The sequence below is a fragment of the Streptomyces sp. NPDC001902 genome, assembly GCF_042891295.1.
In the GTDB taxonomy this organism is placed as follows: domain Bacteria; phylum Actinomycetota; class Actinomycetes; order Streptomycetales; family Streptomycetaceae; genus Actinacidiphila.
In genome coordinates, this window is the sequence record NZ_JBIATA010000005.1 from 251,473 (window position 1) to 277,248 (window position 25,776).

The 25,776-nt window shown below is 73.0% G+C and carries 26 protein-coding genes; 16 read left to right on the plus strand and 10 right to left on the minus strand.

Annotation, left to right across the window (positions count from 1 at the left end; genetic code table 11):
* Positions 1-14: 14 nt before the first annotated feature.
* From sufU to ACFYYN_RS12055, 6 genes are all read left to right on the plus strand, one after another.
* Positions 15-479 carry a Fe-S cluster assembly sulfur transfer protein SufU gene (sufU, locus tag ACFYYN_RS12030; protein WP_500545628.1) on the plus strand — a complete coding sequence of 155 codons (465 nt, stop codon included), beginning with the start codon at positions 15-17 and terminating at the stop codon, positions 477-479.
* Complete coding sequence (locus ACFYYN_RS12035; protein WP_018560667.1) at positions 476-817, plus strand: metal-sulfur cluster assembly factor; 342 nt, start codon at positions 476-478, stop codon at positions 815-817. The genes sufU and ACFYYN_RS12035 overlap by 4 nt, the downstream gene beginning before the upstream one ends.
* A gap of 105 nt (positions 818-922) precedes the next feature.
* Positions 923-1,711: a hypothetical protein gene (locus ACFYYN_RS12040; protein ID WP_500545629.1), complete on the plus strand. Its 789-nt coding sequence runs from the start codon at positions 923-925 to the stop codon at positions 1,709-1,711.
* Positions 1,712-1,761: 50 nt separating this feature from the next.
* On the plus strand, positions 1,762-2,082 hold the full coding sequence (locus ACFYYN_RS12045; RefSeq protein WP_500327259.1) for a DMT family transporter: 321 nt from the start codon (positions 1,762-1,764) through the stop codon (positions 2,080-2,082).
* Positions 2,082-2,636 carry a TetR/AcrR family transcriptional regulator gene (locus ACFYYN_RS12050; RefSeq protein ID WP_500545630.1) on the plus strand — a complete coding sequence of 185 codons (555 nt, stop codon included), beginning with the start codon at positions 2,082-2,084 and terminating at the stop codon, positions 2,634-2,636. The genes ACFYYN_RS12045 and ACFYYN_RS12050 overlap by 1 nt, the downstream gene beginning before the upstream one ends.
* Positions 2,637-2,741: 105 nt before the next feature.
* On the plus strand, positions 2,742-3,953 hold the full coding sequence (locus tag ACFYYN_RS12055; RefSeq protein ID WP_500545632.1) for an MFS transporter: 1,212 nt from the start codon (positions 2,742-2,744) through the stop codon (positions 3,951-3,953).
* Here the strand turns inward: ACFYYN_RS12055 and ACFYYN_RS12060 are convergent.
* Entirely contained in the window at positions 3,931-4,818 is an 888-nt protein-coding gene (locus ACFYYN_RS12060; RefSeq protein ID WP_500327262.1) for a winged helix-turn-helix transcriptional regulator, read from the minus strand. The genes ACFYYN_RS12055 and ACFYYN_RS12060 overlap by 23 nt on opposite strands.
* A 68-nt stretch (positions 4,819-4,886) precedes the next feature.
* Between ACFYYN_RS12060 and ACFYYN_RS12065 the strand changes: the two genes are divergently transcribed.
* Both ACFYYN_RS12065 and dapD read left to right on the plus strand, forming a co-directional pair.
* Positions 4,887-6,161 carry an MFS transporter gene (locus ACFYYN_RS12065; protein WP_500545633.1) on the plus strand — a complete coding sequence of 425 codons (1,275 nt, stop codon included), beginning with the start codon at positions 4,887-4,889 and terminating at the stop codon, positions 6,159-6,161.
* A 10-nt stretch (positions 6,162-6,171) separates the two neighbouring features.
* Positions 6,172-7,164, plus strand: a complete 993-nt coding sequence (gene dapD / locus ACFYYN_RS12070) for a 2,3,4,5-tetrahydropyridine-2,6-dicarboxylate N-succinyltransferase (RefSeq protein ID WP_499511210.1) — start codon at positions 6,172-6,174, stop codon at positions 7,162-7,164.
* A 282-nt stretch (positions 7,165-7,446) separates the two neighbouring features.
* Here the strand turns inward: dapD and ACFYYN_RS12075 are convergent, their stop codons facing one another.
* From ACFYYN_RS12075 to ACFYYN_RS12085, 3 genes are all read right to left on the minus strand, one after another.
* Positions 7,447-7,653, minus strand: coding sequence for a hypothetical protein (locus ACFYYN_RS12075; RefSeq protein ID WP_500545634.1), 207 nt, complete (start codon positions 7,651-7,653; stop codon positions 7,447-7,449).
* A gap of 280 nt (positions 7,654-7,933) precedes the next feature.
* Positions 7,934-8,596, minus strand: a complete 663-nt coding sequence (locus ACFYYN_RS12080) for a Type 1 glutamine amidotransferase-like domain-containing protein (protein WP_500545635.1) — start codon at positions 8,594-8,596, stop codon at positions 7,934-7,936.
* Positions 8,597-8,837: 241 nt separating this feature from the next.
* Positions 8,838-10,079 carry an MFS transporter gene (locus tag ACFYYN_RS12085; RefSeq protein ID WP_500545636.1) on the minus strand — a complete coding sequence of 414 codons (1,242 nt, stop codon included), beginning with the start codon at positions 10,077-10,079 and terminating at the stop codon, positions 8,838-8,840.
* Between the two features lie 421 nt (positions 10,080-10,500).
* On the opposite strand from ACFYYN_RS12085, the gene ACFYYN_RS12090 reads away from it, so the two are divergent.
* The gene (locus tag ACFYYN_RS12090; RefSeq protein ID WP_500545637.1) at positions 10,501-10,866 is read left to right on the plus strand and encodes a hypothetical protein; all 366 of its coding nucleotides are present in this window, start codon (positions 10,501-10,503) and stop codon (positions 10,864-10,866) included.
* A 28-nt stretch (positions 10,867-10,894) separates the two neighbouring features.
* Here the strand turns inward: ACFYYN_RS12090 and ACFYYN_RS12095 are convergent, their stop codons facing one another.
* The gene (locus tag ACFYYN_RS12095) at positions 10,895-11,365 is read right to left on the minus strand and encodes a GNAT family N-acetyltransferase (RefSeq protein WP_500545638.1); all 471 of its coding nucleotides are present in this window, start codon (positions 11,363-11,365) and stop codon (positions 10,895-10,897) included.
* A gap of 236 nt (positions 11,366-11,601) precedes the next feature.
* Between ACFYYN_RS12095 and ACFYYN_RS12100 the strand changes: the two genes are divergently transcribed.
* Complete coding sequence (locus ACFYYN_RS12100; protein WP_500545639.1) at positions 11,602-12,360, plus strand: hypothetical protein; 759 nt, start codon at positions 11,602-11,604, stop codon at positions 12,358-12,360.
* Positions 12,361-12,376: 16 nt separating this feature from the next.
* Here the strand turns inward: ACFYYN_RS12100 and ACFYYN_RS12105 are convergent, their stop codons facing one another.
* Positions 12,377-13,552 carry an aromatic ring-hydroxylating oxygenase subunit alpha gene (locus ACFYYN_RS12105; protein ID WP_500545640.1) on the minus strand — a complete coding sequence of 392 codons (1,176 nt, stop codon included), beginning with the start codon at positions 13,550-13,552 and terminating at the stop codon, positions 12,377-12,379.
* A gap of 64 nt (positions 13,553-13,616) precedes the next feature.
* On the minus strand, positions 13,617-15,344 hold the full coding sequence (locus tag ACFYYN_RS12110) for a dolichyl-phosphate-mannose--protein mannosyltransferase (protein ID WP_500545644.1): 1,728 nt from the start codon (positions 15,342-15,344) through the stop codon (positions 13,617-13,619).
* Between the two features lie 43 nt (positions 15,345-15,387).
* On the opposite strand from ACFYYN_RS12110, the gene ACFYYN_RS12115 reads away from it, so the two are divergent.
* Positions 15,388-16,248 carry an alpha/beta fold hydrolase gene (locus ACFYYN_RS12115; RefSeq protein WP_500545648.1) on the plus strand — a complete coding sequence of 287 codons (861 nt, stop codon included), beginning with the start codon at positions 15,388-15,390 and terminating at the stop codon, positions 16,246-16,248.
* Between the two features lie 29 nt (positions 16,249-16,277).
* On the opposite strand, the gene ACFYYN_RS12120 is transcribed toward ACFYYN_RS12115, so the two are convergent.
* On the minus strand, positions 16,278-16,865 hold the full coding sequence (locus ACFYYN_RS12120) for a suppressor of fused domain protein (RefSeq protein ID WP_500545649.1): 588 nt from the start codon (positions 16,863-16,865) through the stop codon (positions 16,278-16,280).
* Positions 16,866-17,217: 352 nt separating this feature from the next.
* Here ACFYYN_RS12120 and ACFYYN_RS12125 point away from each other — a divergent pair, with 352 nt between their 5' ends.
* Together ACFYYN_RS12125 and ACFYYN_RS12130 are read left to right on the plus strand one after the other, a co-directional pair.
* On the plus strand, positions 17,218-18,747 hold the full coding sequence (locus tag ACFYYN_RS12125; RefSeq protein ID WP_500545650.1) for a hypothetical protein: 1,530 nt from the start codon (positions 17,218-17,220) through the stop codon (positions 18,745-18,747).
* Between the two features lie 153 nt (positions 18,748-18,900).
* Positions 18,901-20,367 (plus strand): alkaline phosphatase PhoX, encoded by a 1,467-nt coding sequence (locus tag ACFYYN_RS12130; RefSeq protein WP_500545651.1) that lies wholly within the window; start codon positions 18,901-18,903, stop codon positions 20,365-20,367.
* A gap of 68 nt (positions 20,368-20,435) precedes the next feature.
* Here the strand turns inward: ACFYYN_RS12130 and ACFYYN_RS12135 are convergent, their stop codons facing one another.
* Positions 20,436-21,653, minus strand: coding sequence for a TerD family protein (locus ACFYYN_RS12135; RefSeq protein ID WP_500545729.1), 1,218 nt, complete (start codon positions 21,651-21,653; stop codon positions 20,436-20,438).
* Positions 21,654-21,718: 65 nt separating this feature from the next.
* On the opposite strand from ACFYYN_RS12135, the gene ACFYYN_RS12140 reads away from it, so the two are divergent.
* Positions 21,719-22,450 carry an SDR family NAD(P)-dependent oxidoreductase gene (locus ACFYYN_RS12140; protein WP_500545652.1) on the plus strand — a complete coding sequence of 244 codons (732 nt, stop codon included), beginning with the start codon at positions 21,719-21,721 and terminating at the stop codon, positions 22,448-22,450.
* Between the two features lie 11 nt (positions 22,451-22,461).
* Here the strand turns inward: ACFYYN_RS12140 and ACFYYN_RS12145 are convergent, their stop codons facing one another.
* The gene (locus tag ACFYYN_RS12145) at positions 22,462-23,271 is read right to left on the minus strand and encodes an NAD-dependent epimerase/dehydratase family protein (RefSeq protein WP_500360854.1); all 810 of its coding nucleotides are present in this window, start codon (positions 23,269-23,271) and stop codon (positions 22,462-22,464) included.
* A 209-nt stretch (positions 23,272-23,480) separates the two neighbouring features.
* On the opposite strand from ACFYYN_RS12145, the gene ACFYYN_RS12150 reads away from it, so the two are divergent.
* Positions 23,481-24,416 carry a 5-dehydro-4-deoxyglucarate dehydratase gene (locus tag ACFYYN_RS12150; protein ID WP_500327282.1) on the plus strand — a complete coding sequence of 312 codons (936 nt, stop codon included), beginning with the start codon at positions 23,481-23,483 and terminating at the stop codon, positions 24,414-24,416.
* A gap of 41 nt (positions 24,417-24,457) precedes the next feature.
* Positions 24,458-25,645, plus strand: coding sequence for a hypothetical protein (locus ACFYYN_RS12155; RefSeq protein WP_500545653.1), 1,188 nt, complete (start codon positions 24,458-24,460; stop codon positions 25,643-25,645).
* Positions 25,646-25,776 lie beyond the last annotated feature (131 nt).

The following is a 25,776-nucleotide window of genomic DNA, read 5'->3' on the forward strand; positions in this document are numbered from 1 at the left end:
GGACGGCGAAGCCTGTGAAGCTGGATTCGATGTACCAGGAAGTCATCCTGGACCACTACAAGAACCCGCACGGCCGCGGCCTGCGCGACGGTGACGTCGAGGTGCACCACGTCAACCCGACGTGCGGCGACGAGATCACGCTGCGCGTCAAGCTCGACGGCACGTCCATCCGGGACATCAGCTACGAGGGCCAGGGCTGTTCCATCAGCCAGGCCAGTGCCTCCGTGCTCAACGAACTGCTCGTTGGCCGCGAGGTCGACGAGGCCGTGAAGGTCCAGGAGGTCTTCCTGGAGCTGATGCAGTCCAAGGGCAAGCTGGAGCCCGACGACGCGATGGAGGACGTGCTGGAGGACGCGGTCGCGTTCGCGGGCGTCTCGAAGTACCCGGCGCGCGTCAAGTGCGCGCTGCTGAGCTGGATGGCGTGGAAGGACGCCACCGCCCAGGCACTGGGCGATGGCGCGGTCAGGGAGTCCGCATGAGCGAGAACGCAGAAGTGACGACGACGAAGCCGGCGAGCGAGGAGGAGATCCGTGAGGCCCTCTACGACGTCGTCGACCCCGAACTGGGCATCGACGTCGTCAACCTCGGCCTGATCTACGGCATCCACATCGACGACAGCAACGTCGCGACCCTCGACATGACGCTCACGTCGGCGGCCTGCCCGCTGACCGACGTCATCGAGGACCAGGCGAAGTCGGCCACCGACGGCATCGTCAACGACCTGAAGATCAACTGGGTCTGGATGCCGCCGTGGGGCCCCGACAAGATCACCGACGAGGGCCGCGACCAGCTGCGCGCGCTCGGCTTCAACGTCTGACCCGCACGGGACCACGACCGCGGGACGCCGCTCCGGGGAGGAGCGGCGTCCCGCGGTCGTATTTTCGTTTGCGGGGGTTCCCCCGGGTCGGCGAGTCTTCCGCGCATGAGCAGTCATTTCGCCGCCATCGGACTCGGCGTGGCCGACCGGGACTCCTTCCGTTCACTCGTCGTCGGGCTCCTCGAACGCGCGGACACGCAGCAGGTCGAGGGTGAGCTGAGGCGGCACGTGTGGACGGGCGCCGGAGGCGCCCGGGTCGTCATCGAGACGCAGGGGCGCTCGATCGCCCAGGTGCTGCCCTGCCTGGCGCCCGCCGGGGAGCCGGTGCCGGTGGCCCGCGTGGCGCTGGTGGACGGGGAGACCGCCCGGCTCGAACTGTTGGACCGGCCCGGCGGGACGATGCTGTGCCCGCTCGCGGTGGAGCTGGAGGACCGCGCCGTGCTGCGCTCCCGGGGCGGTACGGCCCCCGAGGGCGAACTGCGCCTCGCCGCGCTCGCGGAGCGGCTCACCCTCCACACCGGCGGCAGGCAGGCGTACGACGCCGCGCAGGAGGAGGGCGAGATCGGTTTCGCGCCCGACTACCTCATTCCCTTCGGCCTGTTCGCGCCCGAGGGGGCGGGCGAGGACTGGGTGCCCTCGGCGCACGCGGCGTTCGCCGGGGAGGTCCTGCTCGCCGAGGTCCACGAAGGCGAGGCAGGGGGCGGCCGCTTCCACCGGCTGCGGGTGCGCACCATCGGCGGCCACGAGGTCGATGTCGCCGTGGCCGGCGAGGAGTTGACGGACACCCCGGCCCCGGGGCACTGGGTGGACGGGGAGTTCTTCCTGACGGGTTCGCTGGGCCTGGCGCCGGCGCCGGACACCGCCCGGAAGCGGTGGTGGCCGCGCCGGTCCTGAGGGGCCCGCCATGCGTACGGGCGTACACATCGATGTGTACGCTCGTACGCATGGCATACGCATTGCTGGGCGGGGCGATCCTCGCCGAAGTGCTCGGTACGACGTCCATGAAATACAGCGACGGCTTCACCAAGCTGTGGCCCTCCCTCGGCACCACCGCCGGCTACCTGATCGCCTTCGCGCTGCTCGCGCAGACGCTCAAGTCGATGTCCGTGGGCACCGCCTACGCGATATGGGCCGGAGTCGGCACCGCGGCCATCGCCGCCATCGGCATGGTCTTCCTCGGCGAGGCGGCCACCGCCGCCAAGCTGACGGGGATCGCCCTGGTCATCGCCGGGGTGGTCGTCCTCAACCTCGGCGGCGCCCACTGATGGCCCGCCGGTACGACCCGGAGCGGCGGCAGCGCGTCATCGACGCCGCGATCCGCGTCGTCGGCGAGCGCGGCATCGCCGGGCTGAGCCACCGGGCCGTCGCCGCGGCGGCCGACGTCCCGCTCGGCTCGACCACGTACCACTTCGCCACCCTCGACGACCTGCTGGTGGCCGCGCTGCGGCAGTGCAACGAGGCCTTCTTCCGGGAGGTCGGGGAGCGCGCCCTGCTCGGCTCGCCCGGCGCCGACCTCGCCGCGGAACTGGCCCGGTTCGTCGAGGAGACGGTCTCCCGGGACCGTCCGCGTGCGCAACTGGAGTACGAGCTCTACCTCGCCGCGCTCCGCCACGATGCCGTACGCCCGGTCGCCGCGGAGTGGGTGGACCACATGGCCGCGCTCCTCACCCGGTGGACCGACCCGGTCACCGCCCGCGCGCTGGCCGCCCTCACCGACGGGATGTGCCTGCAGGCACTGCTGACCGGCCGCGACATCGACCGGGAGGAGGCCCGCGAGGTCTTCGCCCGGATCATCGGCACCTGTGACCGGGTTCGCTGACCTATACCGGCCGCGACCTGATCCGGCATCCTCACGCGCCGCATTCACGCCTTCACGTGATCGATTCTTGTAGAGCGTCGATCGGAGGGCAGTATGAAACAGGCGATGAAGGACATACCGAGGGTGGTGTGGCTCCTGGCCAGCGGCATGTTCTTCGTGGCGGCGGTGAGCTTCACCTTCGTCTACCTCTTCGTCTACCTGACCGGACCGCGGGGGCTCAGCACCTCCCAGGCAGGACTCATCGCCGGTGTGGGCGGCGTCGGCATGGTCGCCGGCAACTTCACCGGCGGCTGGTTCGGCGACCGCTTCGGGCACCGCCGCACCCTGATCACCGGCATGGTCGTGTCCGGTCTCGGCCTGGCGGCCCTGCCGCTGACGCCGACCGCCGCCCTCGCGGTGGTCTTCCCGGTCGCCCAGTACGCCACCGGCATCACCCGGGCCTCCAACTCGGCGCTCATCGCCTTCTCCGTGCCCGAGGGCTCCCGCCGTCAGGGCTTCGCCCTGCTGCGCTTCATGGCGAACCTCGGCGTCACCGTGGGCCCGCCGCTCGGTGCGCTGATCGCCACGACGATCTCGTACGACTGGCTGTTCGTGGCCGACGGCCTCGGCATGCTCTTCTTCGGTGTCTACGCGCATTTCATCCTGCCGGCGAACGGCAACCACCGGCCCAAGGGCGAGGCATCGCCCGACGCGCCCGGCCTGTGGACCGCGCTGCGCGCCCGGCCCGCCGTCCTGGTGCTGCTCGTCGCGATCCTGGTCGCCGACACCATCTACCGCCAGCAGTACTCCACCCTGCCCGTGTACCTGAAGGACCACGGCATCGGCACGGGCGTCTACGGCGCCCTCATCGCCATCAACGGCGCGCTGGTGATCCTCCTCGAACTCCCGGTCACCATCGCCCTGCGCCGGCGCGCCCCGCTGCCGATCATCGGCCTCGGCGTGATCCTGGTCGGGCTCGGCTTCGCCGCGCTGACCACCGGCGGATGGTACGTCGCGGCCGCCGTCGCGATGATGATCCTGCTGACCGTGGGGGACATCCTCTACAAGTCGCCGTCCACCGCCTACGTGGCCGACAACGCCCCCGACCACCTGCAGGGCCGCTTCCAGAGCATGTACGCCGGCGCGTCCATCAGCGGCGTGGTGCTGGCCGCCCCGCTCGGCGGCGTGCTCTACGAGCACGCGCCGGGCGCGCTGTGGCCGCTGTGCGCGGTGCTCGGCGTCGTCGCCGGCGCGGCCGTGCTCGGTGCCCAGCGGCTGCCGGGCGTACGGGACGCGGCCGCCGAACCGGACGCGGTCAAGGCCGCGACGCAGTCCTGACCGCCTCGAGCGCCTCCGCCACGCTCGCCGTGATGTCCGTGACCGGGTAGAACACCCGCCGGACCACCCGGTCCGCGCCGACCACCAGCGTCAGCCGCTTCAGCCGTACCGCGCCGCCCGCGCGGAAGGTCGGCAGCCGCAGCGCCGCGGACAGGGTCAGCTCCGCGTCCGACAGCAGAGGGAAGCGCAACCGCTCCCGCTCGGCGAACTCCGCCTGCTCGTCCGGACGCTGGGTGCTCACCCCGTGCACGGCCGCGCCCGCCGCGGTGAACTCCGCCTGCCGGTCCCGGTAGGTGCAGGACTCCAGCGTGCAACCCGCCGCACCCGGGATGTCGCCCCAGCCCGGGGGGTAGGACGCGGGCCGCGCGTAGGCGCCGGGGAAGCAGTAGAGGACCGTGAACGGGCGGTCCGCGGCCACCGGGTCGCGGAGTTCGCCGTCCGGGCCCGCGGGGAGCAGCAGCGCCGGCACGCGGGTCCCCGTCAGCGCGTGCACGCGCTCCGCCTCCCGTGAGCCGTCCGGTGCGGTGCCGGTGGTCGTGCCGTCGCCCAGCACCCACTGGTCGCCCCAGTCCTGGAGGGCGATCAGCACCGGCAGCAGCGCCCGGCCGCGCGGGGTGAGCCGGTACGCGTGGCGCACGGGGCGGTCCTGGTACGGCTCACGGGCCAGCACGTCCGCGTCGACCAGCAGGCGCAGCCGCTCGGCCAGCACCTTGCGGGAGACGCCGAGTTCGCGCTGCAGGTCGTCGAAGCGGTCCACGCCGCGGGCGGCGTCCCGCACGATCAGCAGCGTCCACCAGTCGCCGACCACGTCGAGGGCCTGGGCGATGGAGCAATTCGCGTCACCGAGTTCTGTGCGGCGGGCCATGCCGCTATCCTGCCAGCCGGGAGTGAGTTTCCAAAAGGAACTCACTGGGCGGAGGAGGGGGTACGGGCATGCGCGAGGTGCCCAGGGTCGTCTGGTTGCTGGCCGCCGGGGTCTTCACGAACGCGGTCGTGAGCTTCACGTTCGTCTACCTCTTCGTCTGGCTGACCTCGGTACGGGGCCTGCCCGTACCGGAGGCCGGGCTGATCGCCGGCACGGGCGGGGTGGGCCTGGTCGCCGGCAACTTCACCGGCGGCTGGTTCGGCGACCACCTCGGGCACCGCCGCGTCCTGCTCGCCGGGTCCGCCGTCTCCGGCGCCGGACTCGTCCTGCTGCCCGCCCTGCCGACCGCCGCGCTGCTGCCCGTCCTGCTGCTCGCGCAGTACGCGTCCGGCACCGTGCGGGCCGCCAACTCCGCGCTCGTCGCCGTCTCCGTCCCCGAGGGCGCGCGCCGCCAGGGTTTCGCCGTGCTGCGCTTCGCCTCCAACGCGGGCTTCACCGTGGGGCCGCCGCTCGGCGCGCTCCTGGCCGCCCGCACCTCGTACACCTGGCTCTTCGTCGCCGACGGCATCGGCACCCTGCTCTTCGCCGGCTACGCCGCCCGCGCGCTGCCCGCCCAGGGCGCCCGCCGGGCCCGTGCCGTCCCCGCCGCCGGCGCCGACGGGTTGTGGGCGGCACTGCGCGCCCGGCCCGCCGTCGTGGTGCTGCTGGCGACGGTCCTGGTCACCGACACCGTCTACCGGCAGCAGTACTCCACCCTGCCCGTCTGGCTCGCCGACCACGGCATCGGCACCGCCGCGTACGGCCTGCTCATCGCCGTCAACGGAGGCGTCATCCTCTGCCTGGAGATCCCGGCCACCGTCGCCCTGCGCCGCCGCCCCCCGCTGCCGATCATCGGCACCGGGCTCGTCCTCGTCGGCGCCGGCTACGCCGCCCTGGCCGGCGGCCCGTACATCGCCGCCGCGGTCACGATGATGCTGCTCCTCACGGCGGGGGAGATCCTCTACAAGACCACCGCCACCGCCTACGTGGCCGACAGCGCCCCCGACCACCTGCAGGGCCGCTTCCAGTCCCTGTACGCAGGCGCCTCGGTCAGCGGTACCGTCCTCGCCCCGCCCCTCGGCGGCGCCCTGTACGAGGCCGCGCCCGGCGCGCTGTGGCCGGTCTGCGCGGTGCTGGCCGCGCTCAGCGGGGCGGTGCTGCTGGCGGCCGCCGCTCGGTGGCGGCGCGGCTCCGGGTCCGTCGACGCGGGTGCGCGGGACGCCGGATCGGCCGGGGCCGAGGCGGGCGGGCGCCGGCGTTCCGGATGGCGGGCCGGTTGGGCAAGTGCGGGACGCAACGACTAGCGTTCGACACATGACTGAAACGACCGCCACCTCTCGCGCCACCGGTGCCGTTGCCGCAGGCCTCGCCACGATCGCCGCCGACGGCACCGTCCTCGACACCTGGTTCCCCGCGCCCGAGCTCGTGGCGGCGCCCGGCCCCGCCGGGACCGAACGGCTCTCCGCCGAGCAGGCCGCCGAGCTGCTGGGAGACGCCGCCCCCAAGGCCCTGGGGCCGGACCCGCGCCGCGGCGTCGAGGTCGTCGCCGTACGCACCGTCATCGCCTCGACCGACGACAAGCCGCTCGACGCGCACGACGCATACCTGCGGCTGCACCTGCTGAGCCACCGCCTGGTGAAGCCCAACGGCCAGAACCTGGACGGCATCTTCGGCCTCCTGGCCAACGTCGCCTGGACCTCCATCGGGCCCGTCCCCGTCGGCGACATCGAGCGCGCCCGCCTCGCCGCCCGCGCCGAGGGGCTGCACCTGTCGGTCTACGGCGTGGACAAGTTCCCGCGCATGACGGACTACGTCGTCCCCGCCGGCGTCCGCATCGCCGACGCCGACCGCGTCCGCCTCGGCGCGCACCTCGCGTCCGGCACCACGGTGATGCACGAGGGCTTCTGCAACTTCAACGCCGGCACGCTGGGCACCTCCATGGTCGAGGGCCGCATCAGCCAGGGCGTCATCGTCGGCGACGGCTCCGACATCGGCGGTGGGGCCTCGATCATGGGCACCCTCTCCGGCGGCGGCAAGGCGGTCGTCTCCATCGGTGAGCGCTGCCTCCTCGGCGCCGAGGCCGGCATCGGCATCTCCCTGGGCGACGACTGCGTCGTCGAGGCCGGCCTCTACGTCACCGCGGGCACCCGGGTCTCCCTCCCCGACGAGACCATCGTCAAGGCCAAGGAGCTCTCCGGCGCCAACAACCTCCTCTTCCGCCGCAACTCCATCACCGGCGCGGTCGAGGTCCTCCAGCGCACGGGCTCGTGGGGCGGGCTGAACGAGATCCTGCACAGCCACAACTGACCGCCGGCGGCCGTGACCTGCGGCCGTCTTTTCGATCAACGTCCTGATCCGCTGCCGAGCTGTCGGCAGTTGTCGACGTTGGTCATCGCCGAGCGCCCTTCCACGGCACGAGGACGGCCCGGGAGGGCGCTCGTCCAGGAGCCCCGCTCCAGGAGTTCGATCCGGGCGCCGTCCGGCGGCACCACCGTGTGGTCGGGGCGAGCGTGCGGGGCCCTGCGACTCTCCCGGCCACGCTCGCGCGGGAGCGCCCCGCAGCGGGTGGCTGCGGGGCGCATAGTGGTACTAGTCGACCATCTGCCCGTCGTACGTGCCGCCCTTGCAGGTGTTGGTCGCCCAGTCGACCGTTCCGCCGCCCTGCTCGCACTCACCCGGGGTGGGGCTGGCGGTGGTGGCGGTGGTGGCGGCGGTGGCGGTGGCGGCGCCGGTGAGGCCGAGTCCCGTGAGGGCTGCCGTGGCGATGACGGCGGCGAGGATTCGTCGCATGCGCATGTGGTTCCCCTTTCACGCATTGCCTCGGTTCGGACACTAGTCAGCTTGATCTTCACCCATGTGGGTGGCACGTCATGATGCGCCATTCGGGTGACGGCGCTGTCGGGTGCGGGGCCTGGTTCGGCGCGTGCGGGAGGGCCGGGGCCGCGCTGGTGGAGTTGGGCGTGGTCGAGCAGCGGGATCACGCGGTCATGGAGGTGGCCGCGGGCGCCCCGGTGGTCGAGGTCGCGGCACGTCATGGGGTCTCGCGGAACGACGCGACGTCACGACTGTCGGGCGGCTATGACCCGAATTTTGTCCATTGCCCTTCGGAGACCACCTCGACGGACCCGTCGACGACCTGGATGGCCGTCTGTTCGTCGATGGCGTAGGCCGGGACGCCGATGTCGGCGGCCCAGCGCTCCGCGTCAGCCGGGGTGTTCGTCGGGAAGGCGTCCAGGTGCGGGAAGATCGAGAAGTCGACGACTCCCAGAGTGCGGTCGTCCGGCGCGGACGCCCACTCGACGAAGTACGCTCCGATCCGGGGCGTCATCACCATGCTTCCGGCACTCACTCCCACCCAGACCGTGTCGGGCAGCGAAGGCAGCAGATCGGCCAGCCCGGACTCCCGCATCCAGTGGCACAGGTACGTCGCGTCACCGCCGTCGACCAGGAGCACGTCGGCCTCCCGGACCCAGGGGACCCATCGTTCTGCGCCGATGGTGGGCAGTGCGGTGAGTTCGAGGACGCCGAGTGACGCCCAGCCGAGGCCGGTCAGGTGCTGCCACCGGGGCTCGGCGGCTGCGAGGCCCCGCACCGATGTCGGCCCGCACATCGGGTGACCCCATTGTGCTGTCGGGATGCAGAGGGCGTGGCACTCGGCGATCGGCTTGCCGAGGAGCTTGACGAGCGCCGTGTGGATGCTCGGGTTCGTGACGCCGCCTGACGTGAGCAGGAGCTTCAAGGTGCCTCCAAATTGGCGTGCGGAAGGTGGATGTACCTGAAGACCCGGGACCGTGCTGGAACTCATCGCAGTCCGGGCGACCTCTTCAGAGGTCCTTCAGGTCGCCGGGGCTCTCGGCTCGTCCTCCTGCGATCGACGTTCACGGGACACCCTGGACCGGTGGCGGCGGCCTTGGCCGACGTGACGAGCGCCCTCCCGCGGGAGGGCGCTCGCGCGTCGAGGGAGCTGTGCCTCGTATGCGTCAGATCGCCTCGCCCTGGGCGACCTTGGCGTCGATCTTCCCCATCCGCTCCCCGTCGACGTGCGGGTTCTCGGCGAGGAACACCGCCTGTACCGGGCCGGAGAGCCACAGCGAGACCGCCGCGAGTTCCGCGACCCCCAGGACGGTGAAGAACATGCCGCCGGAACCGATCGCTGCCGTCCACCAGTCGTAGGAAAGGCCGCCGATGAGCACCGCGACCGGGTAGGCGCCCTGGGAGATCAGGCGGCGGCAGCCGCTGACGACGCCGAGCGCGTCGCCGGGTGACTGGCGCTGCCAGATCGCGGTCATCGGGCCGCCGGTGAGCTGCAGCCCCGCGTTGCGGCCGAAACTCCCCAGGTACCAGAGCCAGTGGGCACCTGGTACGACGAGCAGGATGCGGCCTGCCACGGCCGCGGTGGCCTGTGCGGCGGGCAGGAGGACGTCGGCGCGGTGCGGCCGCTTGCGCAGCGTCATGTACAGGGCGCCGGAGACCAGCCCCACTCCGCCGAACGCGGAGTACGACCCCCAGCCGACACTGCCGGCGTGCCGGGTCACGTAGGCCACCAGCCCGGCTGCCGAGAGGCCGTTGAAGAAGTTCAGGGCGCTGTACGACAGCTGCAACCGGCGCAGGCCGCGATGCGCCCAGATGAACCGGAAACCGGCCGCGACATGCGCGAACGGCGACTGCCTCGCCCCCCGTTCGACCATGGGCAACCCTCGGGCCAGCACCGCCATGAGGGAGAAGGAGAGCAGCAGCCCGGTGAGACTGGTTCCCAGCACGACGTCCGGCCCGGAGACCGCGTAGGTCCACGCGCCGATCGCCGGTGCCAGGATCTGCGGAACGCTCTGCACCAGGTGGACGAGCGCGTTGGAGCGGACCAGTTCGACATCGCTCGCCAGGTGCCTCACCACACTGACGATGAGCGACTGCGCCACGCTGTCGGCGAGGGCCTGCACGACGAGGACGACGCCGATCAGGACGAAGTCGACGTGGTCGTCGCGCACGATGAGGAACAGCGCGGCGACCGTCGCGGCCAGCACGGCGTTGGCCCCGAGCAGAACGTGCCGTTGAGGGAAACGGTCGACGATGACGCCCGCGAACGGGGCGAAGAAGACGCTCGTGAACGTGCGCACCGCCAGCAGGACCGCGAGCGTGGAGGCCTCGCCGGTCCTCGTCGTGACGGTGAGCGTGACGGCGATCGACGCCATTCCCGCACCCAGCAGGTTCAGGAATTCGGACACGAGTATCGCGAGGAAGGTCGCCCGCCTGACAGCAGCGGTAGGGCGCATCACGTGCTGGCCTCCAGGGTGCCGGTGGTGCCCGGCCAAGGCCGGGCAGGGTCGGTCAACGACGGTTGCTCAGGGCGTGACGGGGTCAGCCTGCGCCGCCGCCGGTCAGTGATGGTTCGGGGATTGCGGTATCTCGCCGGTGCTGTACGCGCTCGTGGGGGACCTGCCGTGCGTGGGGAGACGGGCTCAAGCGGAGTCCGGGAGCGTGTCGATCACGGCCAGGACCGTAACAGCCAGGCTGAACCGGCGCCTACTGCCTCGGCACACACGTCACCGACAGGCACTGTGTCCAACGGCATTGAGGTCCGGGAACAGCCGGCGGAGGGTCAGCACCGTGAGCCGGCGTCGATCGTCGCCCGAATATCCTTCCGGGATGATGCCTGCGCCCCTGACCCACGTCGACGAGGACGCGGCCTGCGGTCTTGCCGGGCCGGGCGGTGACGTGTTCCGCGTGCCCGGGGCGACCGTCGTGGTCGGACCCCTGTCGGTGGTGATCGTCGCGGACCCCGGGGACGACCCGGACGTCAGCGGGGTGTGGAACGAACGGGAGTTCCGGCTGGTCGGCCCCGCACCGGCCCCCGTCGCGTCACGCACTTCCTGGTCGGCCCCTGGTCTCGTCGCCACGGTCAGCCCCAGCGGGGACGAAGGAACGCTCGACGTCTGGGTCGGCGCCCGGCACCGCGGTGCACCGCATCCGCTCGGACTGCTCGACCTCCCGTGGCGGCGCTTCGACGGATGACCGATGCGTTCACGCGCCCGCGCGGTGCTCAGCCGGGTGGGAGGGCGAGCCGCAGGACGATCTCGCCGTCGTCGATCTCACCGGTGGGCTCGAAGCCGAACTTGCGGTAGAAGGGCCAGGGTTCGCCGTCACCGGGCTCGTAGCTGGTCAGCAGCTCGGTGGCGCCGTCGGCGCGGACCAGGTCGGCGATCTGGGTGAGCACCTCCCGGCCGATGCCGTGCCCCTGGTGGTGCTTGTCGATGAGGAGGCGCCAGATGAAGTGCCGTCCCTGGTAGGGGCCGGCCGGCGGTCTCCACGACAGCATCACGAAGCCGACCGGCTCGTCGCCGCGGTACACGGCGCGGTACCAGGGGTTGGCGTCCGGCATCTTCGCCGCCTGCTTGAGCGACAGGGACACCGACGCGACGAACTGCTTCTGCTTGTGCCGGACGCGCAGGGCACGGACGGCCTCGCGGTTGTCGTCGGTGATCTCCCGGAGGTGCACGCCTGGGGACGTCATGCCACACCCTTTCCCTGTGCGTACGCGTAGCCGCGGGCGCCGGGTCGTACGTCCTCGCAGCGTATGCGGCCCGCCGCGCCCGGAGCGGGACTGGCGCGCCGGGAGGTGTGCGGACCCGGGCGGCGCATCCAGGGCCTGTGGCGTTCGACCGGCTGTTAGAGTCCGGCCTTGCCGGTTCCCGCCACCGTACGCAGGCGGCGGAGGATCCATGAGCGATCGGACCGCGAAGGACAACGATGGTCGAATTGGTACGGACCCTGGTCGAGGCACTCGTGCAAGGGCTGCCGGGACTGAGGGCGATCCGCGAGGAGAAGCGGCGCCGCAAACTCGGCGCGGAGCTGTTCATCCTCTACGTGCGGCTCAACGAGGTGATGCTGGAGGCGGAAGGCATCGTCAGGAACCTGGAGGGCTACGCGGAGCGGATGGGCCGGCACCTCGAGCACGGTGACGACGCGTACGCGCTCGGCGCGGGGGGCTGGGTCGCCCGGGGTGTGCAGAGGCAGATCGTGAACCTCGCGCGGATCTCCGGCCTGATGGGTGACCACGGTGTGGCGCTGCAGATCATCGACCCCGAGGCCTACAACCGGCTCCAGCCGCTGCTCAGCGGCAAGTTCAACGCCCTGCAGGTGCTCCTCGCCATCATGCGCTCCGGGGCCCTGCCGCTCGCCCCGACGCAGGAGGACCTCGCGAGGGCGATGGACGTCGGTCATCCCGGCAGCAGGGAGGGGCAGCGCCGGATGATGGCCAACCTGGAGGAGTTCGCGCCCCGGTGGCGTGACACCGCGCTCGCCACGTCGTCCCCATGGGGACCGTCGACGTACGAATCCGTCGTCCGGTACCTGCGGGAGCGCGAGCCGCGCGAGCAGCTGTCCGAGATCCGCGCCGCCCTGGAGTCGCTGCGGACGGCCCTCGAAAAGCACTTCACGATCTCCGACGTACTGCTGGAGGTCGGGGACGTGCGCATGGGGTATCGGAGCGGCAGCTTCGTGGAGTGACCGCCCGGGCGGTGGACTAGGCGGGGTCGAGCGGTTCCCACGGGGGCGTGCCGCGGTAGGCGCGGCCGACCATCGTGACCCAGCGGTGGACCGCGTCCTCGTTGGGGGCGAAGGGGCCGGGGAGGTAGTGCGGGGAGGCCAGGCCGCGCTGCACCGACTCGCAGGCGGCCCAGTCCTGCCGGTTCGTGCGGTCCCAGAACTCCACGGCGTACGAGGCGTCGGTCACGCCCTGGGGTACGTACCAGGTGCAGGTGACCCGGGTGAGGTCCGGGGCTTCCGGGACGAGCAGATGGGTCATCACGTAGTCGGGGTGCAGGGAGAGCAGCAGGTTCGGGAAGAGGCCGAGGTACAGCACGCGGCGCCGGTCCGTGCCGTCGATGAAGGTCCCCCGGGACCGGCCGGTCAGGGACATCGTCTCCGCGCCGTCCCGCAGGTCCATCGCCCCGCCCACCCATGCGCCGGGGAGGTCGTAGTTGTCGCCGCTGGCCGGCGGGGACACGGCGCACAGCTCGGGGTGGATCAGCGGGGAGTGGTAGCACTCGTGGTAGTTCTCGGCGATCACCTTCCAGTTCGCGCGGACCGTGTACGCGTGCCGCTCGGCGGCCTTCAGCTCCCCGGGGGCGTACGGGTCGACCAGCGGGCCCATCCCGCCGAGGTGCTCGGCGAACGGTGCCGCGCCGCCGGTCGCGTTGGCCATGACCCAGCCGTGCCACTCGACGGCGGGCAGTCCGGCCAGCCCGTGGTCCCGGCGCTCGAAGGAGGGCACGTCCTGGAAGCCGGGCGCCCTGCGCAACGCGCCGTCCAGGCCGTACGCCCAGGCGTGGTAGGGGCACGGGACGATGTCCCGGGTGCCCGTGCCGCCCTCGGGCAGGAGTTCGTGGGCCCGGTGCCGGCAGGTGTTGGCGAACGCGCGGACGGCGCCGCCGTCCCCGGAGCGCGTGAGCAGGACCGGGACGTCGCCCACGACCAGGTCGCGCTGCGTGACGGCGGTCCCGTCCGGCCCGGTGAACAGGTCGTCGGTGCGGCCGAGGCAGCACCAGGTGCCGGCGAACAGGTGCCGCCGCTCCCAGTCGAGGACGGCGGCCGAGGTGTACGCCTCGCCGGGCAGCATCGTCGAGGTTCCGAACGGCCGCAGTGCGCGGTCCAGTTCACCGGGCGGGACGGGGGCCTCGGGGAAGACGGGACGTGCCATCGCACACCTCCGGACGGGGCTGCCTGGACGGGCGGGCATGGTATCCCGGCCCTGGGCGGCCGGGTCAGATCCAGGTGTTCAGCCACATCCGGGCGTGCCAGTCGTCGTACGGGATCGTCCGCCCGGTGTAGATCGGGAAGAAGTAGATGAAGTTCCAGACGATCAGCAGGACGAGGACGCCCGCGGCCACCGCCCCGTAGGTGCGGCGGCGTTCGCCGGCGCCGGGCCGGCCGAGGAGCGCGCCGAGCGTCATGGCGAGAGCCAGGCAGAGGTAGGGGAGGAAGACGACGGCGTAGAAGGAGAAGATGGTGCGGTTCTGGTAGTGGAACCACGGGAGGTAGCCCGCGGCGACCGCGCACAGGAGGGCGCCGGCGCGCCAGTCACGGCGCAGCGCCCAGCGGTAGAGCAGGTAGACGAGGGCGAAGCAGGCCGCCCACCACAGCAGCGGCGTGCCGAGGGCGAGGATCTCCCGCGAGCAGTTGGCGGCGCCGCAGCCGTCCTGCCCCGTCTTGGGGGACTCGTAGAAGAAGGACACCGGGCGGCCCAGCACCAGCCAGCTCCACGGGTTGGACTGGTACGGGTGCGGGTCCTCCAGGCCGACGTTGAACTGGTAGACCGCGTACTCGTAGTGCCACAGGCTGCGCAGCGGCGCCGGGATCCACGACCACGTGCCGCCGCGCCCGTCGGCCCAGTCCCGGCCGTAGCCGTCGTCGCTGAGGAACCAGCCGGTCCAGGTCACCAGGTACGTGACCAGGGCGACCGGGACGAGGGACAGGAAGGACCAGCCGAGGTCGCGGCGGAGCACCGCGCGGCGGGGGCGGCGGGCCCCGGCCAGACGGCGGGCGCCGACGTCCCAGAGCACGGTCATCAGCAGGAAGAACGCCAGGTAGTACAGGCCGTTCCACTTGACGGCGGAGGCCAGGCCCAGGAGCGCGCCGGCCGCGAGCCGCCAGGGCCGCGGGCCGGTTCCCGCGCGGGCGCCGGTGACCGCGTCGGGCCCGGCGAAGCCGTCGGGGTCCACCGGGAGGGCCGCCGCGAGCCGGGCCCGCGCGCGGTCGCGGTCGATCAGCAGGCAGCCGAACGCCGCCAGCACGAAGAACATGACGACCACGTCGAGGAGGGCGACCCGGCTCATCACGAAGTGCAGCCCGTCCACCGCCATCAGGCCGCCCGCGAGGCAGCCCAGTGCCGTGGAGCGGAACAGCCGACGGCCGATGCGGCACAGCATCAGCACCGACAGCGTGCCGAGCACGGCCGCCATGAAGCGCCAGCCGAGCGGGTTCAGGCCGAACATCCACTCGCCGAGGGCGATCACCCACTTGCCCATCGGCGGGTGCGCCATGAAGTGGCCGGTCCCGGAGAGCGGGATGACCTGGGGGTCCCCCAGGATCTGCGGGTCGGAGACCTTGCGGTCGGGCCAGGTGCCCTCGTAGCCGAGGCGGAGCAGGGACCAGGAGTCCTTGGCGTAGAACGTCTCGTCGAAGACGATGGCGCGCGGGCTGCCGAGGTCCACGAAGCGCAGCACTCCGGCGAGGACGGCGACCAGGGCGGGGCCGAGCCAGCCCATGGCCCGTGCGGCGCGGTGCGCCCGCGCCGGACCCAGGCCCAGGGCCTGCCATGTTCGGGTGCCCGGTTCGGGGAAGGGCGGGACCAGCCGCTCGCGCGTGTCGGTCCGGGGGCGTGGGCTGTGGCCGAACCGGCGCAGTCGCAGCGGCCAGTCGGCGGCGGTCGCCGCCCGGGGGCCGCCGGCGGCGTCTTCGGTGCGGTCCGGCGTAGCGGTGTCCGTCGTCACCCGGCCATCCTAGGGACGTTGTCGGATCGTCATACTGGCCCCCGTGTTCGAGGAGATCCTGGTGTCGGTCTCGGACGACCCGGCGGTGGAGTTGTTCGTCGCCCGGGCGGGCCGTCCGTCCGGGCCGCCGCTGCTGGTGGTGCACGGCGGACCCGACTGGGACCACACCTATCTGCGCCGGCCCCTGGACCGGCTCGCCGGGCACCGCCGGATCGTCCTCCCGGACCTGCGCGGCTGCGGGCGCTCCACGCGCGGGCTCGCCGACGGCCACTACACGCCGGACGCGGCCACCGCCGACCTCGTGCGGCTGCTGGACGCCCTGGGGATCGGGCGGACGGACGTCCTCGGCTTCTCGTATGGAGGGCTGATCGCGCAGCGCCTCGCCCTGGCCGCCCCCGGGCGTGTACGACGCCTGGTGATCGCGTCGAGCAGTGTCCTGCCGGTGCCGCCGGACGCCTTCGACGGCTGGCCGGAGCGCGAGGAGCGGCTGGCGGCGGAGGCCGCGGTGTGGTCCGACCCCTCGTTGTCCGGAGCGGCCCTCACACGTGCGGCCGCCGTGGCCTCCGCACGGGCGAACGTGTGGCGGGAGGAGGCCCTGCCGGGTTACCTCGACGTCCTGCGCGGCGTCCGCTTCACCGGGGAGTGGCTGCGCCCCTGGCAGGCCGGGACGCTGCCGGGGCCGCGCCGCCCCGGCGACCCCGGGCGGCTCGCGGCGCTCGGCGTGCCCGTGCTGCTGCTGCACGGGCGGCAGGACATGACCTTCCCGGCCGGCCTGGTCGCACCCACGCTGCGGCTCCTCCCGTCCGCGCGGGCCGCGGTGATCGAGGAGGCGGGGCACATGGCCCACGTCGACCAGCCGGACGCCTGGCTGGAGGCCCTGGAGGACTTCCTCTCGCAGGACTGACCACGGCCGTGCCCGCGGAGCGACCCGGCTCAGACGACCGGCGCCCGGTGCAGGGCCGGCGGAAGGATCCCCGCGTCGTCGAAGCGCCGCTCCAGTGCCTCGGTGCCGTGCGCGCGGCGGAAGGCGATCTCGGACGCGGTCACCGGCAGCAGCCACAGCAGACGGGCGTGGCCGTCCGGCAGCCGGTACACCTCCAGATCGGGGCCGTACAGATACGGGAGGCTGACCAGGATGTGGTCGCAGGCCGAACCGGGGACCCAGGGCTCGCCGACCGGCAGGCTGTGGCCCCCGTCGAGCGGACGCGGCCGGGGACCGCGGTGGCAGTGGGCGGTCATGGCGACCAGGTCGGCGAAGCGGGGGTCGCGGACCGGGGCGGTCAGCACGAACTCCAGGCGGTGGCCGTCGCGGTCGGCCCGTGACCCGCGACCGGCCGTGACGTAGGTCCAGTAGCCGCCGCGGGGGCCCGGGCCCACCTCCAGGACGCGCAGTCCGGGGACCGTGCCGCGCCGTCCGTCGCCCAGGTCGTGGTCGGCCGTGCCCACCGGGTGGCCCGCGAAGAACCTCCGCACGTGCCGGTCGAGCGCCTCTTGCGTCGGGTCCGCCCCGCTCGTCGTCATGGCGGGGGCCATGTCAGGTGCCCGGCGCCCGGCCCCGCCCCACCCCGTGGGGCGCGAGGGGCCCCGCCGTACGCCACGGCGCGCACCGGTGCGCGCCGTGTGGCGCGGGCTACGGGACGTGCGCACCGGTGCCCGGCCCCGGCGGTGGGGCGGAAGTGACACCGCTGACGGGTGGAGCCGCCGTGGTCGCCCTCCGGGGTGCGCCGACGCGCGCCAATGCCGACGCCTCGCGCGTCCGTTGCGGTAACGAGGGGTGACGGGAGGCCGAAGCGCACCCGCCGGGCGCCCGCACGTCTAGGCTGGTGCTGCGCGCTCACGCGCCCCCGGACACCGCTGCATTGGAGATCCCGCCATGGCCGCTGACCGCCTCGACCTGCCGCCGGTGAGGCTGCTGCCCGAGGAGGAGCTGGCGCGGCTCGCACTCGCCGTACCGCTCCTCGACCGCGCGGTACGGCTGGCGCGCTGGTGCGCGCCGCACGTGACCGTGGACGCGATGGGGGAGCTGACCGCCGAGGACGTCCCGCGCGCGGTCCGCGAGCTGGGTCTGGAGGAGCAGCCGGACGGCCCGGCGGAGACGACCCAGGCCTGGGGCGTGGCCGTGGACGCGGGCCTCGTCGACCTGGACATCGCGGACACCGCGGACGAGGACGAGGAGGGCGGCGCCCCGAGCGTGGCCCTGGACGAGCCCGCGGGGCGCGCCGTGCCCGGCGAGGCGCTGACGCGGCTGGACACGGGCGAGCCCCGCGAGGTGCTGGAGCTGTGGCTCGCCGCACTGGACACGGCGCTGGCCGAGGCCGCGACCCCCGACCTGGACGGCCTGCTGGAGGAACTGGGCCCGGACGGGGAGGTCGACCTGAGCACCCTGGACTGGGACCCGGAGGAGGAGGCCGAGTTCCTCGACGGCGCGCTCGCCAACCTGTACCTCTTCACTGTCATGGAGGATGCCGGCGGCGACGCCAAGGACGCAGTGCCGCTGCCGGTCCTGGCCGCCTCCCTCGTCGTCCCCGAGGACGTGGAGGAGCCGAGCGACGCCCTGCTGGAGGACGTCACCGAGGTGATGATGCGCCTCGACGAGCACTTCCGGCTGCTCACGACCACCGGGCTGCTGGAGTACCAGCCGCTGGACGAGGCGCTGATCGAGGAGGCCGAGTCCGAGGACGCCGGTCCCGCCGAGGGGACGGTGGCCTTCCCGCAGGAGATCGGGCCCGATGAGGTCTCCCGGTACGGCCTGGTGCGGCTGACCCCGCTCGGCGCGTACGGCGTGCGGTCCCGGATGGTCGAGGCCGGCCTGCACGCCCCGGTCGCCGGTGACCTGGCCGGGGAGCCCGCCGCCGCCCTCCTGGAGGTGCTGTTCCGGTACCCGGACCAGATCGCCCGCCGGGAGGCCGACGCGTGGCTCGGCAACCGCAAGCCGTACGACGCGGCCCGTGAGCTGCTGGAGGCGGCACGCGGCGAGGACCGCAACGCACCCGGCCGCCGGCTGGTCGCCCAGCAGACCCTGAGCCTGCTCGGCGACGAGGCCGAGCCGGCCCTGCGCGAGGTCCTGCCCGACCGCCAGCTCGGCGGACTGGCCCGGGTCTGGCTGACCGAACGCGAGGCGGCGGACGTCCCCGCGCCCGACGAGGACATGATCTTCTGGCTCACGGTCGACACCATCGCCGCCCAGCTCGACGCCGACGACGACCCCGAGTTGCTGCGCGAGCTGGTCACCGACCTCGTCGCCCGGCACGACGGGTTCTTCACCGCGGCCTGGCGGGTGGACCACCCGGCGACCGCCGACGTCCTGGAGGCCATGGGCCGCATCCACCCCGACAAGCGGCTGGCCAAGGAGGCGCGCAAGGCCGCGTTCAAGTCCCGTTCGGCGGGACCCACGGCGCCCTGAGCCGCCTGCCGCGGCGCGGAACGGGGCGCGGAGGAGGCCCGAACGCCTCAGGGAATGGGCGTCGGAATGTCCCGCTCAGTTCAACTCCCGTTCGCCACGGGGCGGGAGCGTGACTGCGGCAGAGCAGTGACCTCGTGGCCCCAGGAGACAACGATGCCGCTCACCCGTAGAGACTTCGCCAAGCGCACGGCGATCACCGGCGCCGGAGTCGCGCTGGCCGGAACCGTCGACGTCCTCGCGACCGCACCGGGTGCGCTCGCCGCCGAGGCCCCGGCGACCGCCGCGGAGGCCGGGGCGTCCCGGCACCACGGCCAGCTGGGTTACGGCGAGCTGATCAAGGACCCCAAGGGCATTCTGGCCCTGCCCAAGGGCTTCTCGTACCGCGTCATCACCCGGACCGGCGTCACCAAGCTGGAGTCCGGCGAGTCGACCCCCTCCAACCACGACGGCACCGCGACCTTCGAGGGCCTGCGCGGCGCCACGCTGCTCGCCAACAACCACGAGCTGGCCGGCGCCCGCGCCGACTGGCCGCACCCGGTCCCGCTGACCGAGGGCCTGGTCTACGACTCCGGCGCGGCCGGCGGCGTGACCATCGTCGAGGTCGCCCAGCACGGCGGCCACGTCGTGGAGTGGGTCGGCGTGGCCGGCACCGTCACCAACTGCGCGGGCGGCCGCACCCCCTGGGGCACCTGGCTGACCTGCGAGGAGACCGAGGACAGGGCCGGCAAGAACGGCTTCCTGAAGGACCACGGCTACGTCTTCGAGGTTGACCCGTACGACCGCAAGGCCAACCGCGACCCCAAGCCGATCAAGGCCCTGGGCCGCTACGCGCACGAGGCGGTCGTCGTCGACCCCAAGCGCGGCCACCTCTTCCTCACCGAGGACGCCTCCAACCCCAACGGCCTGTTCTTCCGCTGGACCCCGCCGGCCGGCTTCCACCACGGCCGCGGCAAGCTGCGTGCCCTCAAGGCCGACGCGGGTGTGCTGCAGGCCTTCAAGTGCTTCGACTCCGGCGGCAGGTTCGTCGACGACCTGTCCCGTGCCACGAAGATCGGCACGGTCTACGGCGTGGACTGGGTGGACGTCCCGGACCGGGACGCCGCCACCACCTCCGTCCGCAAGCAGTTCGCGGCCGGCGAGGTCACCCGGGCCCGCAAGCTGGAGGGCATGTGGTGGGGCGACGGCGGCGTGTACGTCGTCTCCTCCTACGCGCGCGAGGAGAGCCCGGGCGCGGCCCACGACGGTGCCGTGTGGTTCTACGACCCCAAGCGCCGCACCCTGACCCTCAAGGTCCTCCTGGGCGTCAACCCCGACCCGTCGGTCGACGGCGCCTTCGACGGCCCGGACAACATCACCGTCTCGCCCTACGGCGGCCTGGTCATCGCCGAGGACGGCGAGGGCCAGCAGCACCTGTTCGGCGCGCTCGGCGACGGCCGCACCTACCCGATCGCCCGCAACGAGCTGAACATCGGCACCGCGCAGGAGCCGGAGTACAGCGAGTTCACCGGTGTGACCTTCTCGCCGGACGGCAGGACGCTGTTCGCCAACATCCAGGTGCCGGGCATCATGCTGGCCATCACCGGACCGTGGCGCCGCCAGGGCCACGGCGGCGCCTGCTGAGCTCCGACCGCACCACCCGCGCCCGGTGGTCCGTGCCCCGCACGGACCACCGGGCGCACCCGCGTCGCTCAGAGCGCCTGCGCGGCGGGCTTGACCATGCCCTTCACGGTGCGGGAGTCGACGAAGTCGCCCAGCGCCGTCATCTCCCACTCGCCGGAGAACTGGCGGACGAACTTGGCCATCATCACGCCCGTGCGGGGCTCGGCGCCGGTGAGGTCGAAGCGCACCAGCTCCTCGCCCGTCGTGCCGTCCAGCAGGCGGCAGTAGGCCTTGGCCACCTGGTTGAACTTCTGGCCGGAGAAGGAGTTCACCGTGAAGACCAGCCCGGTGACCTCGGGCGGCAGCCCGCCGAGGTGGACGGTGATGACCTCGTCGTCGCCCGCGCCCTCGCCGGTGAGGTTGTCACCGGAGTGCTGGATCGCCCCGCCCAGGATGGTGAGCCGGCCGAAGTAGCAGGACTCGATGTGGTTGCGCTGCGGCCCGTACGCGATGACCGAGGCGTCCAGGTCGATGTCCTTGCCGCGGTAGGCGGGCTCCCAGCCGAGGCCCATGCGGACCGAGGTCATCAGCGGCTTGCCACCCTTGACCAGGGAGACCGTCTGGTTCTTCTGGAGGTTGACCCGGCCCTTGTCCAGGTTGATCTTGCCGGTGCCGACCGGTGGGGCGGGGGGTGCCGGGGGCACGGGCGGCGCCGGGGGCGCGGGGGGAGGCGTCATGGCGGCGGCCGGGGGCGCGGGCGGCGGGGGAGCCACGGGCGGCGCCTGGGGCGGTGCCTGCGGCGCGGCGGCCGCGGGCTCGTCGACGGACACGCCGAAGTCGGTCGCGATGCCCGCCAGCCCGTTGGCGTACCCCTGGCCGACCGCGCGGGCCTTCCAGGCGCCGGAGCGGCGGTAGATCTCGACCACCACGAGGGCGGTTTCGGTGCTCAGGGCGGGCGGGGTGAAGGTCGCCAGGACGGCGCCGCTGTCGGCGTCCCGCACCGTCGCCGTCGGCTCGGTGCCGGCGAAGGTCGCCCCGGGCGCGTCGGGGCTCGCCGTCACGACGATCTTCTCGATGCCGGCGGGCACGGCCACCGTGTCCACCGTGATCGCGTCGGGGGAGGTGCCGCCGCCGGACCGGTAGGTCACACCCGGCCCCGCGGGCTGGTTGTAGAACACGAAGTCGTCGTCGGAGCGCACCTTGCCGTCGGCGGCGATCAGGAGGCCCGACACATCAAGCCGCACGGGCGCGGATACCTCCACTGCCACGCGTGCCGCGGAGAGCGGGATGTTCGAGCCGGGTGTCATTGCGGTCATGTTCCGCTTAACGATCGTTCCGGGTTTACGGTTCCATTACCGAACGGAGTTTTCACGTGTCACGCATCGTGGTCATCAGCGGCGGCGGTACGGGGATCGGCCTGGCCGTCGCGGAGGCGTTCGTCCGCGACGGGGACCAGGTCGTGCTGGTCGGACGGCGCAAGGACGTCCTGGACGGGGCGGTCGCCCGGCTGGGTTCCGGATCGGCCCTGGCGGTCCCGGCGGACCTGACCGACGAGGCGGGGACGGCCGGGGTCCGCGAGCTCGTGGCCGAGCGCTTCGGGCGGGTGGACGTCCTGGTCAACAACGCGGGCGGGAACGTCGCGCTCGGCGGCGGGGAACCGTCGCTCACCGAACTGTGGACGGGCAACTTCCGGTCCAACGTGCTGACCGCCGTGCTCCTCACCGAGGCGCTGCGCGACCTGCTGGCCGACGGCGGCCGGGTGCTGCTGCTCAGCTCCATCGCCGCGGTGCGCGGCGGCGGGTCCGGCTCGTACGGCGCCGCCAAGGCCGCCCTGCACCCGTACGCCTACGACCTGGCGGCGGACCTGGGCGGGCGCGGGATCACGGTCAACGTCATCGCGCCCGGCTTCATCGACGACACCGAGTTCTTCGGCGGGCGCATGACGCAGGAGCGGCGCGCGTTCCTCGTCGGCCAGAGCCTCACCGGCCGGGTCGGCGTCCCCGAGGACGTCGCCTCGCTCGCCCACTGGCTCGCCTCCCCTGGTGCCGCCCACATCACCGCGCAGATCCACCAGGTGAACGGCGGCGCGGAACGCGGCCGCTGAGGGCCGCCGCGTCAGTGGGGCCAGAGGGGCGGATGCGTGGTGAAGTGGCCGCCGAGGTGCGCGTGGTCCGGGTTGTCCGGGTCGAGTTCGCCCTGCTCGGCGATGAGCTTGGCCGCGAAGGGCTCGGAGTCGTCCTGCGGCTCGTAGCCCAGCGCCCGCGCGGAGGACAGGTCCCACCACAGCCGGGTGTTGGCGGAGCTGCCGTGGACCACGGTGTGCCCGACGCCCTCGGCGGTGAGGGCGGCGTGCAGCAGCCGGGCGCCGTCCTCGGGGCTCATCCAGACCGACAACATGCGCACCGAGGTCGGCTCCCGGAAGCAGGAGCCGATGCGGATGGAGACGGTCTCCAGGCCGTGCAGGTCCCAGTAGAGCTGGGCGAGGTCCTCGCCGAAGCACTTGGACAGGCCGTAGAAGGTGTCGGGGCGGCGCGGGGTGTCGACCGGGATGAGCGGGTCGTCCCCGACCGGGCGCGGGGTGAAGCCCACGGCGTGGTTGCTGGAGGCGAAGACGATCCGCGGCACGCCCTCCTCGCGGGCGGCCTCGTAGAGGTGGTAGGTGCCCTCGATGTTGGCGCGCAGGATCTTCTCGAAGGGGGCTTCCAGGGAGATGCCCGCGAGGTGGATGATCGCGTCGACCCCGCGTACGGCCTCGCGCAGGGCGGCGCGGTCCGCCAGGTCCGCGGTGATCGCGTCGGGCGCGCCCTCGACGGGCCGCACGTCGAGCAGGCGCAGCCGGTAGCCGTAGGCCGGCAGCAGCTCGCGCATCAGGGTGCCCAGGCCGCCTGCGGCGCCGGTGAGCAGGACGGTGCGGGGAGCGGGCATGCGCGGGTCTCCTCGATCGGGCGTCCACGTTCGTGGATGTCATTCATATGCATGGACACGCTAAAGAGACCTTGTCGAAGCGTCAAGACTCCACCACCTGCGGCTGTCTTTCTTGACCCCTCCTTATGTGCTGCCTTAGCGTAAACGCGTTCATGAATATAGACATCGATCAGATGAGCGCACAGACGCCAGTCCTCAGGGAGAACCCGATGACCGATGCCGCCTCACTCTCCGCGCGCCTCGACGGCCTGCTGTTCTTCCCCGTGACGCCCTTCGGCCCGGACGGCGCCGTTGACCTGGAGGTCTTCCGCGCGCACGTGCGCCGCGGGATCGAGGCCGGAGCCGGGGCGGTCTTCGCGTGCTGCGGCACCGGCGAGTTCCACGCGCTGACGCCCGAGGAGTTCCGCGCCTGCGTGGCCGCGGCCGTCGAGGAGTCCGCGGGCCGGGTCCCCGTCGTCGCCGGCGCCGGGTACGGCACCGCCCTGGCCCTGCAGTTCGCTCGCCTCGCCGAGGAGGCGGGCGCCGACGGACTGCTCGCCATGCCGCCCTACCTCGTCGTCGCCGACCAGGCCGGACTGCTGCGGCACTACGCGGCGCTCGCCGCGGGCACCTCGCTCGACGTCATCGTCTACCAGCGCGACAACGCCGTCCTCACCCCCGCGACCGTCGCCGAACTCGCCCGCATCCCGCGCATCATCGGCCTCAAGGACGGCGTCGGCGACCTCGACCTGATGCAGCGCATCATCAGCGCCGTCCGCAGCACGGTCCCCGACCGCGACTTCCGCTACTTCAACGGCCTCCCCACCGCCGAACTCACCGGCCTCGCCTACCGCGGCATCGGCGTCACCCTCTACTCCTCCGCCGTCTTCTGCTTCGCGCCCGAGATCGCCCTCGCCTTCCACCGCGCCCTGACCGGCGGCGACGACACCACCGTGAACGCCCTCCTCGACGGCTTCTACCGGCCGCTGGTGGAACTGCGCCAGCAGGGCCGCGGCTACGCCGTCTCCCTGGTCAAGGCCGGCGTCCGGCTGCGCGGGCTGGACGTCGGCGAGGTGCGCCCGCCGCTGTCCGAGCCCGCGCCCGCGCACATCAAGGAACTGGCCGAACTCATCGACCGCGGACTCGCCCTGCTCGGCGAGGACTGACGTACGGTGACCCGCGTCAACCCCCACCCCCAGGAGCCGCGTTGAGAGCCTCCACCTTCGTCTACCCGTGGGACGTCGTCGGCGACCCGGAGGCGGCGGACCGCATCGCCGGCCTCGGCGTGCAGCAGGTCACCCTCGCCTCCGCCTACCACTCCACGCGGGCGCTGACCCCACGCCACCCCCGGCACCGCGTCGTCACCGCCCGCCACGCCGCCGTGCTCTACCCGCCGGACGAGCGGCGCTGGGCGGGGCGCGCCCTGCGGCCGTACACCCAGGACTGGGCGGGCGCCGAGGACGCCTACGGCGAGGCCGCCCGGGCCCTGCGGGCGGCCGGACTGGCCGTGCACTCCTGGGTCGTGCTCGCCCACAACTCCCGTCTCGGGGACGAACACCCCCGGGTGAGCGTGCGCAACGCCTACGGCGACCCCTACCCGTGGGCGCCGTGCATCGCCCAGCCGGAGGTGCGCGAGTACCTCGTCACGCTGGCGGCGGAGGCCGCGGTGCGGCCGGGGACCGGGACGGAGGGTACGGAACTGGAGTCCTGCGGCTGGTACGGCCTCGCCCACCTGCACGCCCACGACAAGACGGGCGGCGTGCCGCTGCCCGGGGCCGCGCAGTACCTGATGTCCCTGTGCTTCTGCCCCACGTGCGAGGCGGGGTACGCCGCGCTGGGCGCGGACCCGGACGAACTGCGCGCGGCCGTGCGCGACGCCCTGGCGCCGGTGTGGGCGGGGGAGTGGACCCCGGGGCCCGACGAGTGGGCCGACGTCGAGAAGCTGCTCGGGGCGGACCTCGCGGGGCTGACGATGGCCTGGCGGGGCCCCGTCGCGCGGGAGTTGCAGCGGGCGGCGGTGGAGGCGGTACGGGGTGCGGCGGCACGGGCCGGGGCCGCACCGGGGTTCCAGGTGCTGCTGCACGCGGATCCGCACACCCACCGCTGCGGGGCCAACGTGGGCGTCGACCCGGGGTACGTCCTGGGCCACGCGGACGGGCTCGTGCTGCCCGGGGCCGACCTGGTGGCGGCCTGCGTGCCGCACGCACGGGCGGGCACCGTGCTGGCCGCCAACTTCCCCGTGGTCGCGGGAATGGGGGGCAGCCCCGGCACGCTGGCCGCGGACGCCTCCCGGGCGGCTGCGGCCGGGGCGACGGAGCTGCGGCTCTACCACGCGGGGCTCGCGTCCGCGGGGGACCTGGCGGGGGTGCGGGCGTTCTTGGCGGGGGTGGGGTGAGGCTTGCGCCTCGGGTGCGGGTGGGTTGTTGTGTGCGGGTTGGTTGCGCCTGCGGCGGGCATCCCCGCCCGCCCTCCCTCCCCCCAGCCTTTGGCCGGGGGACCCCCATCCGGCGCGGTCAGTGACCGCCC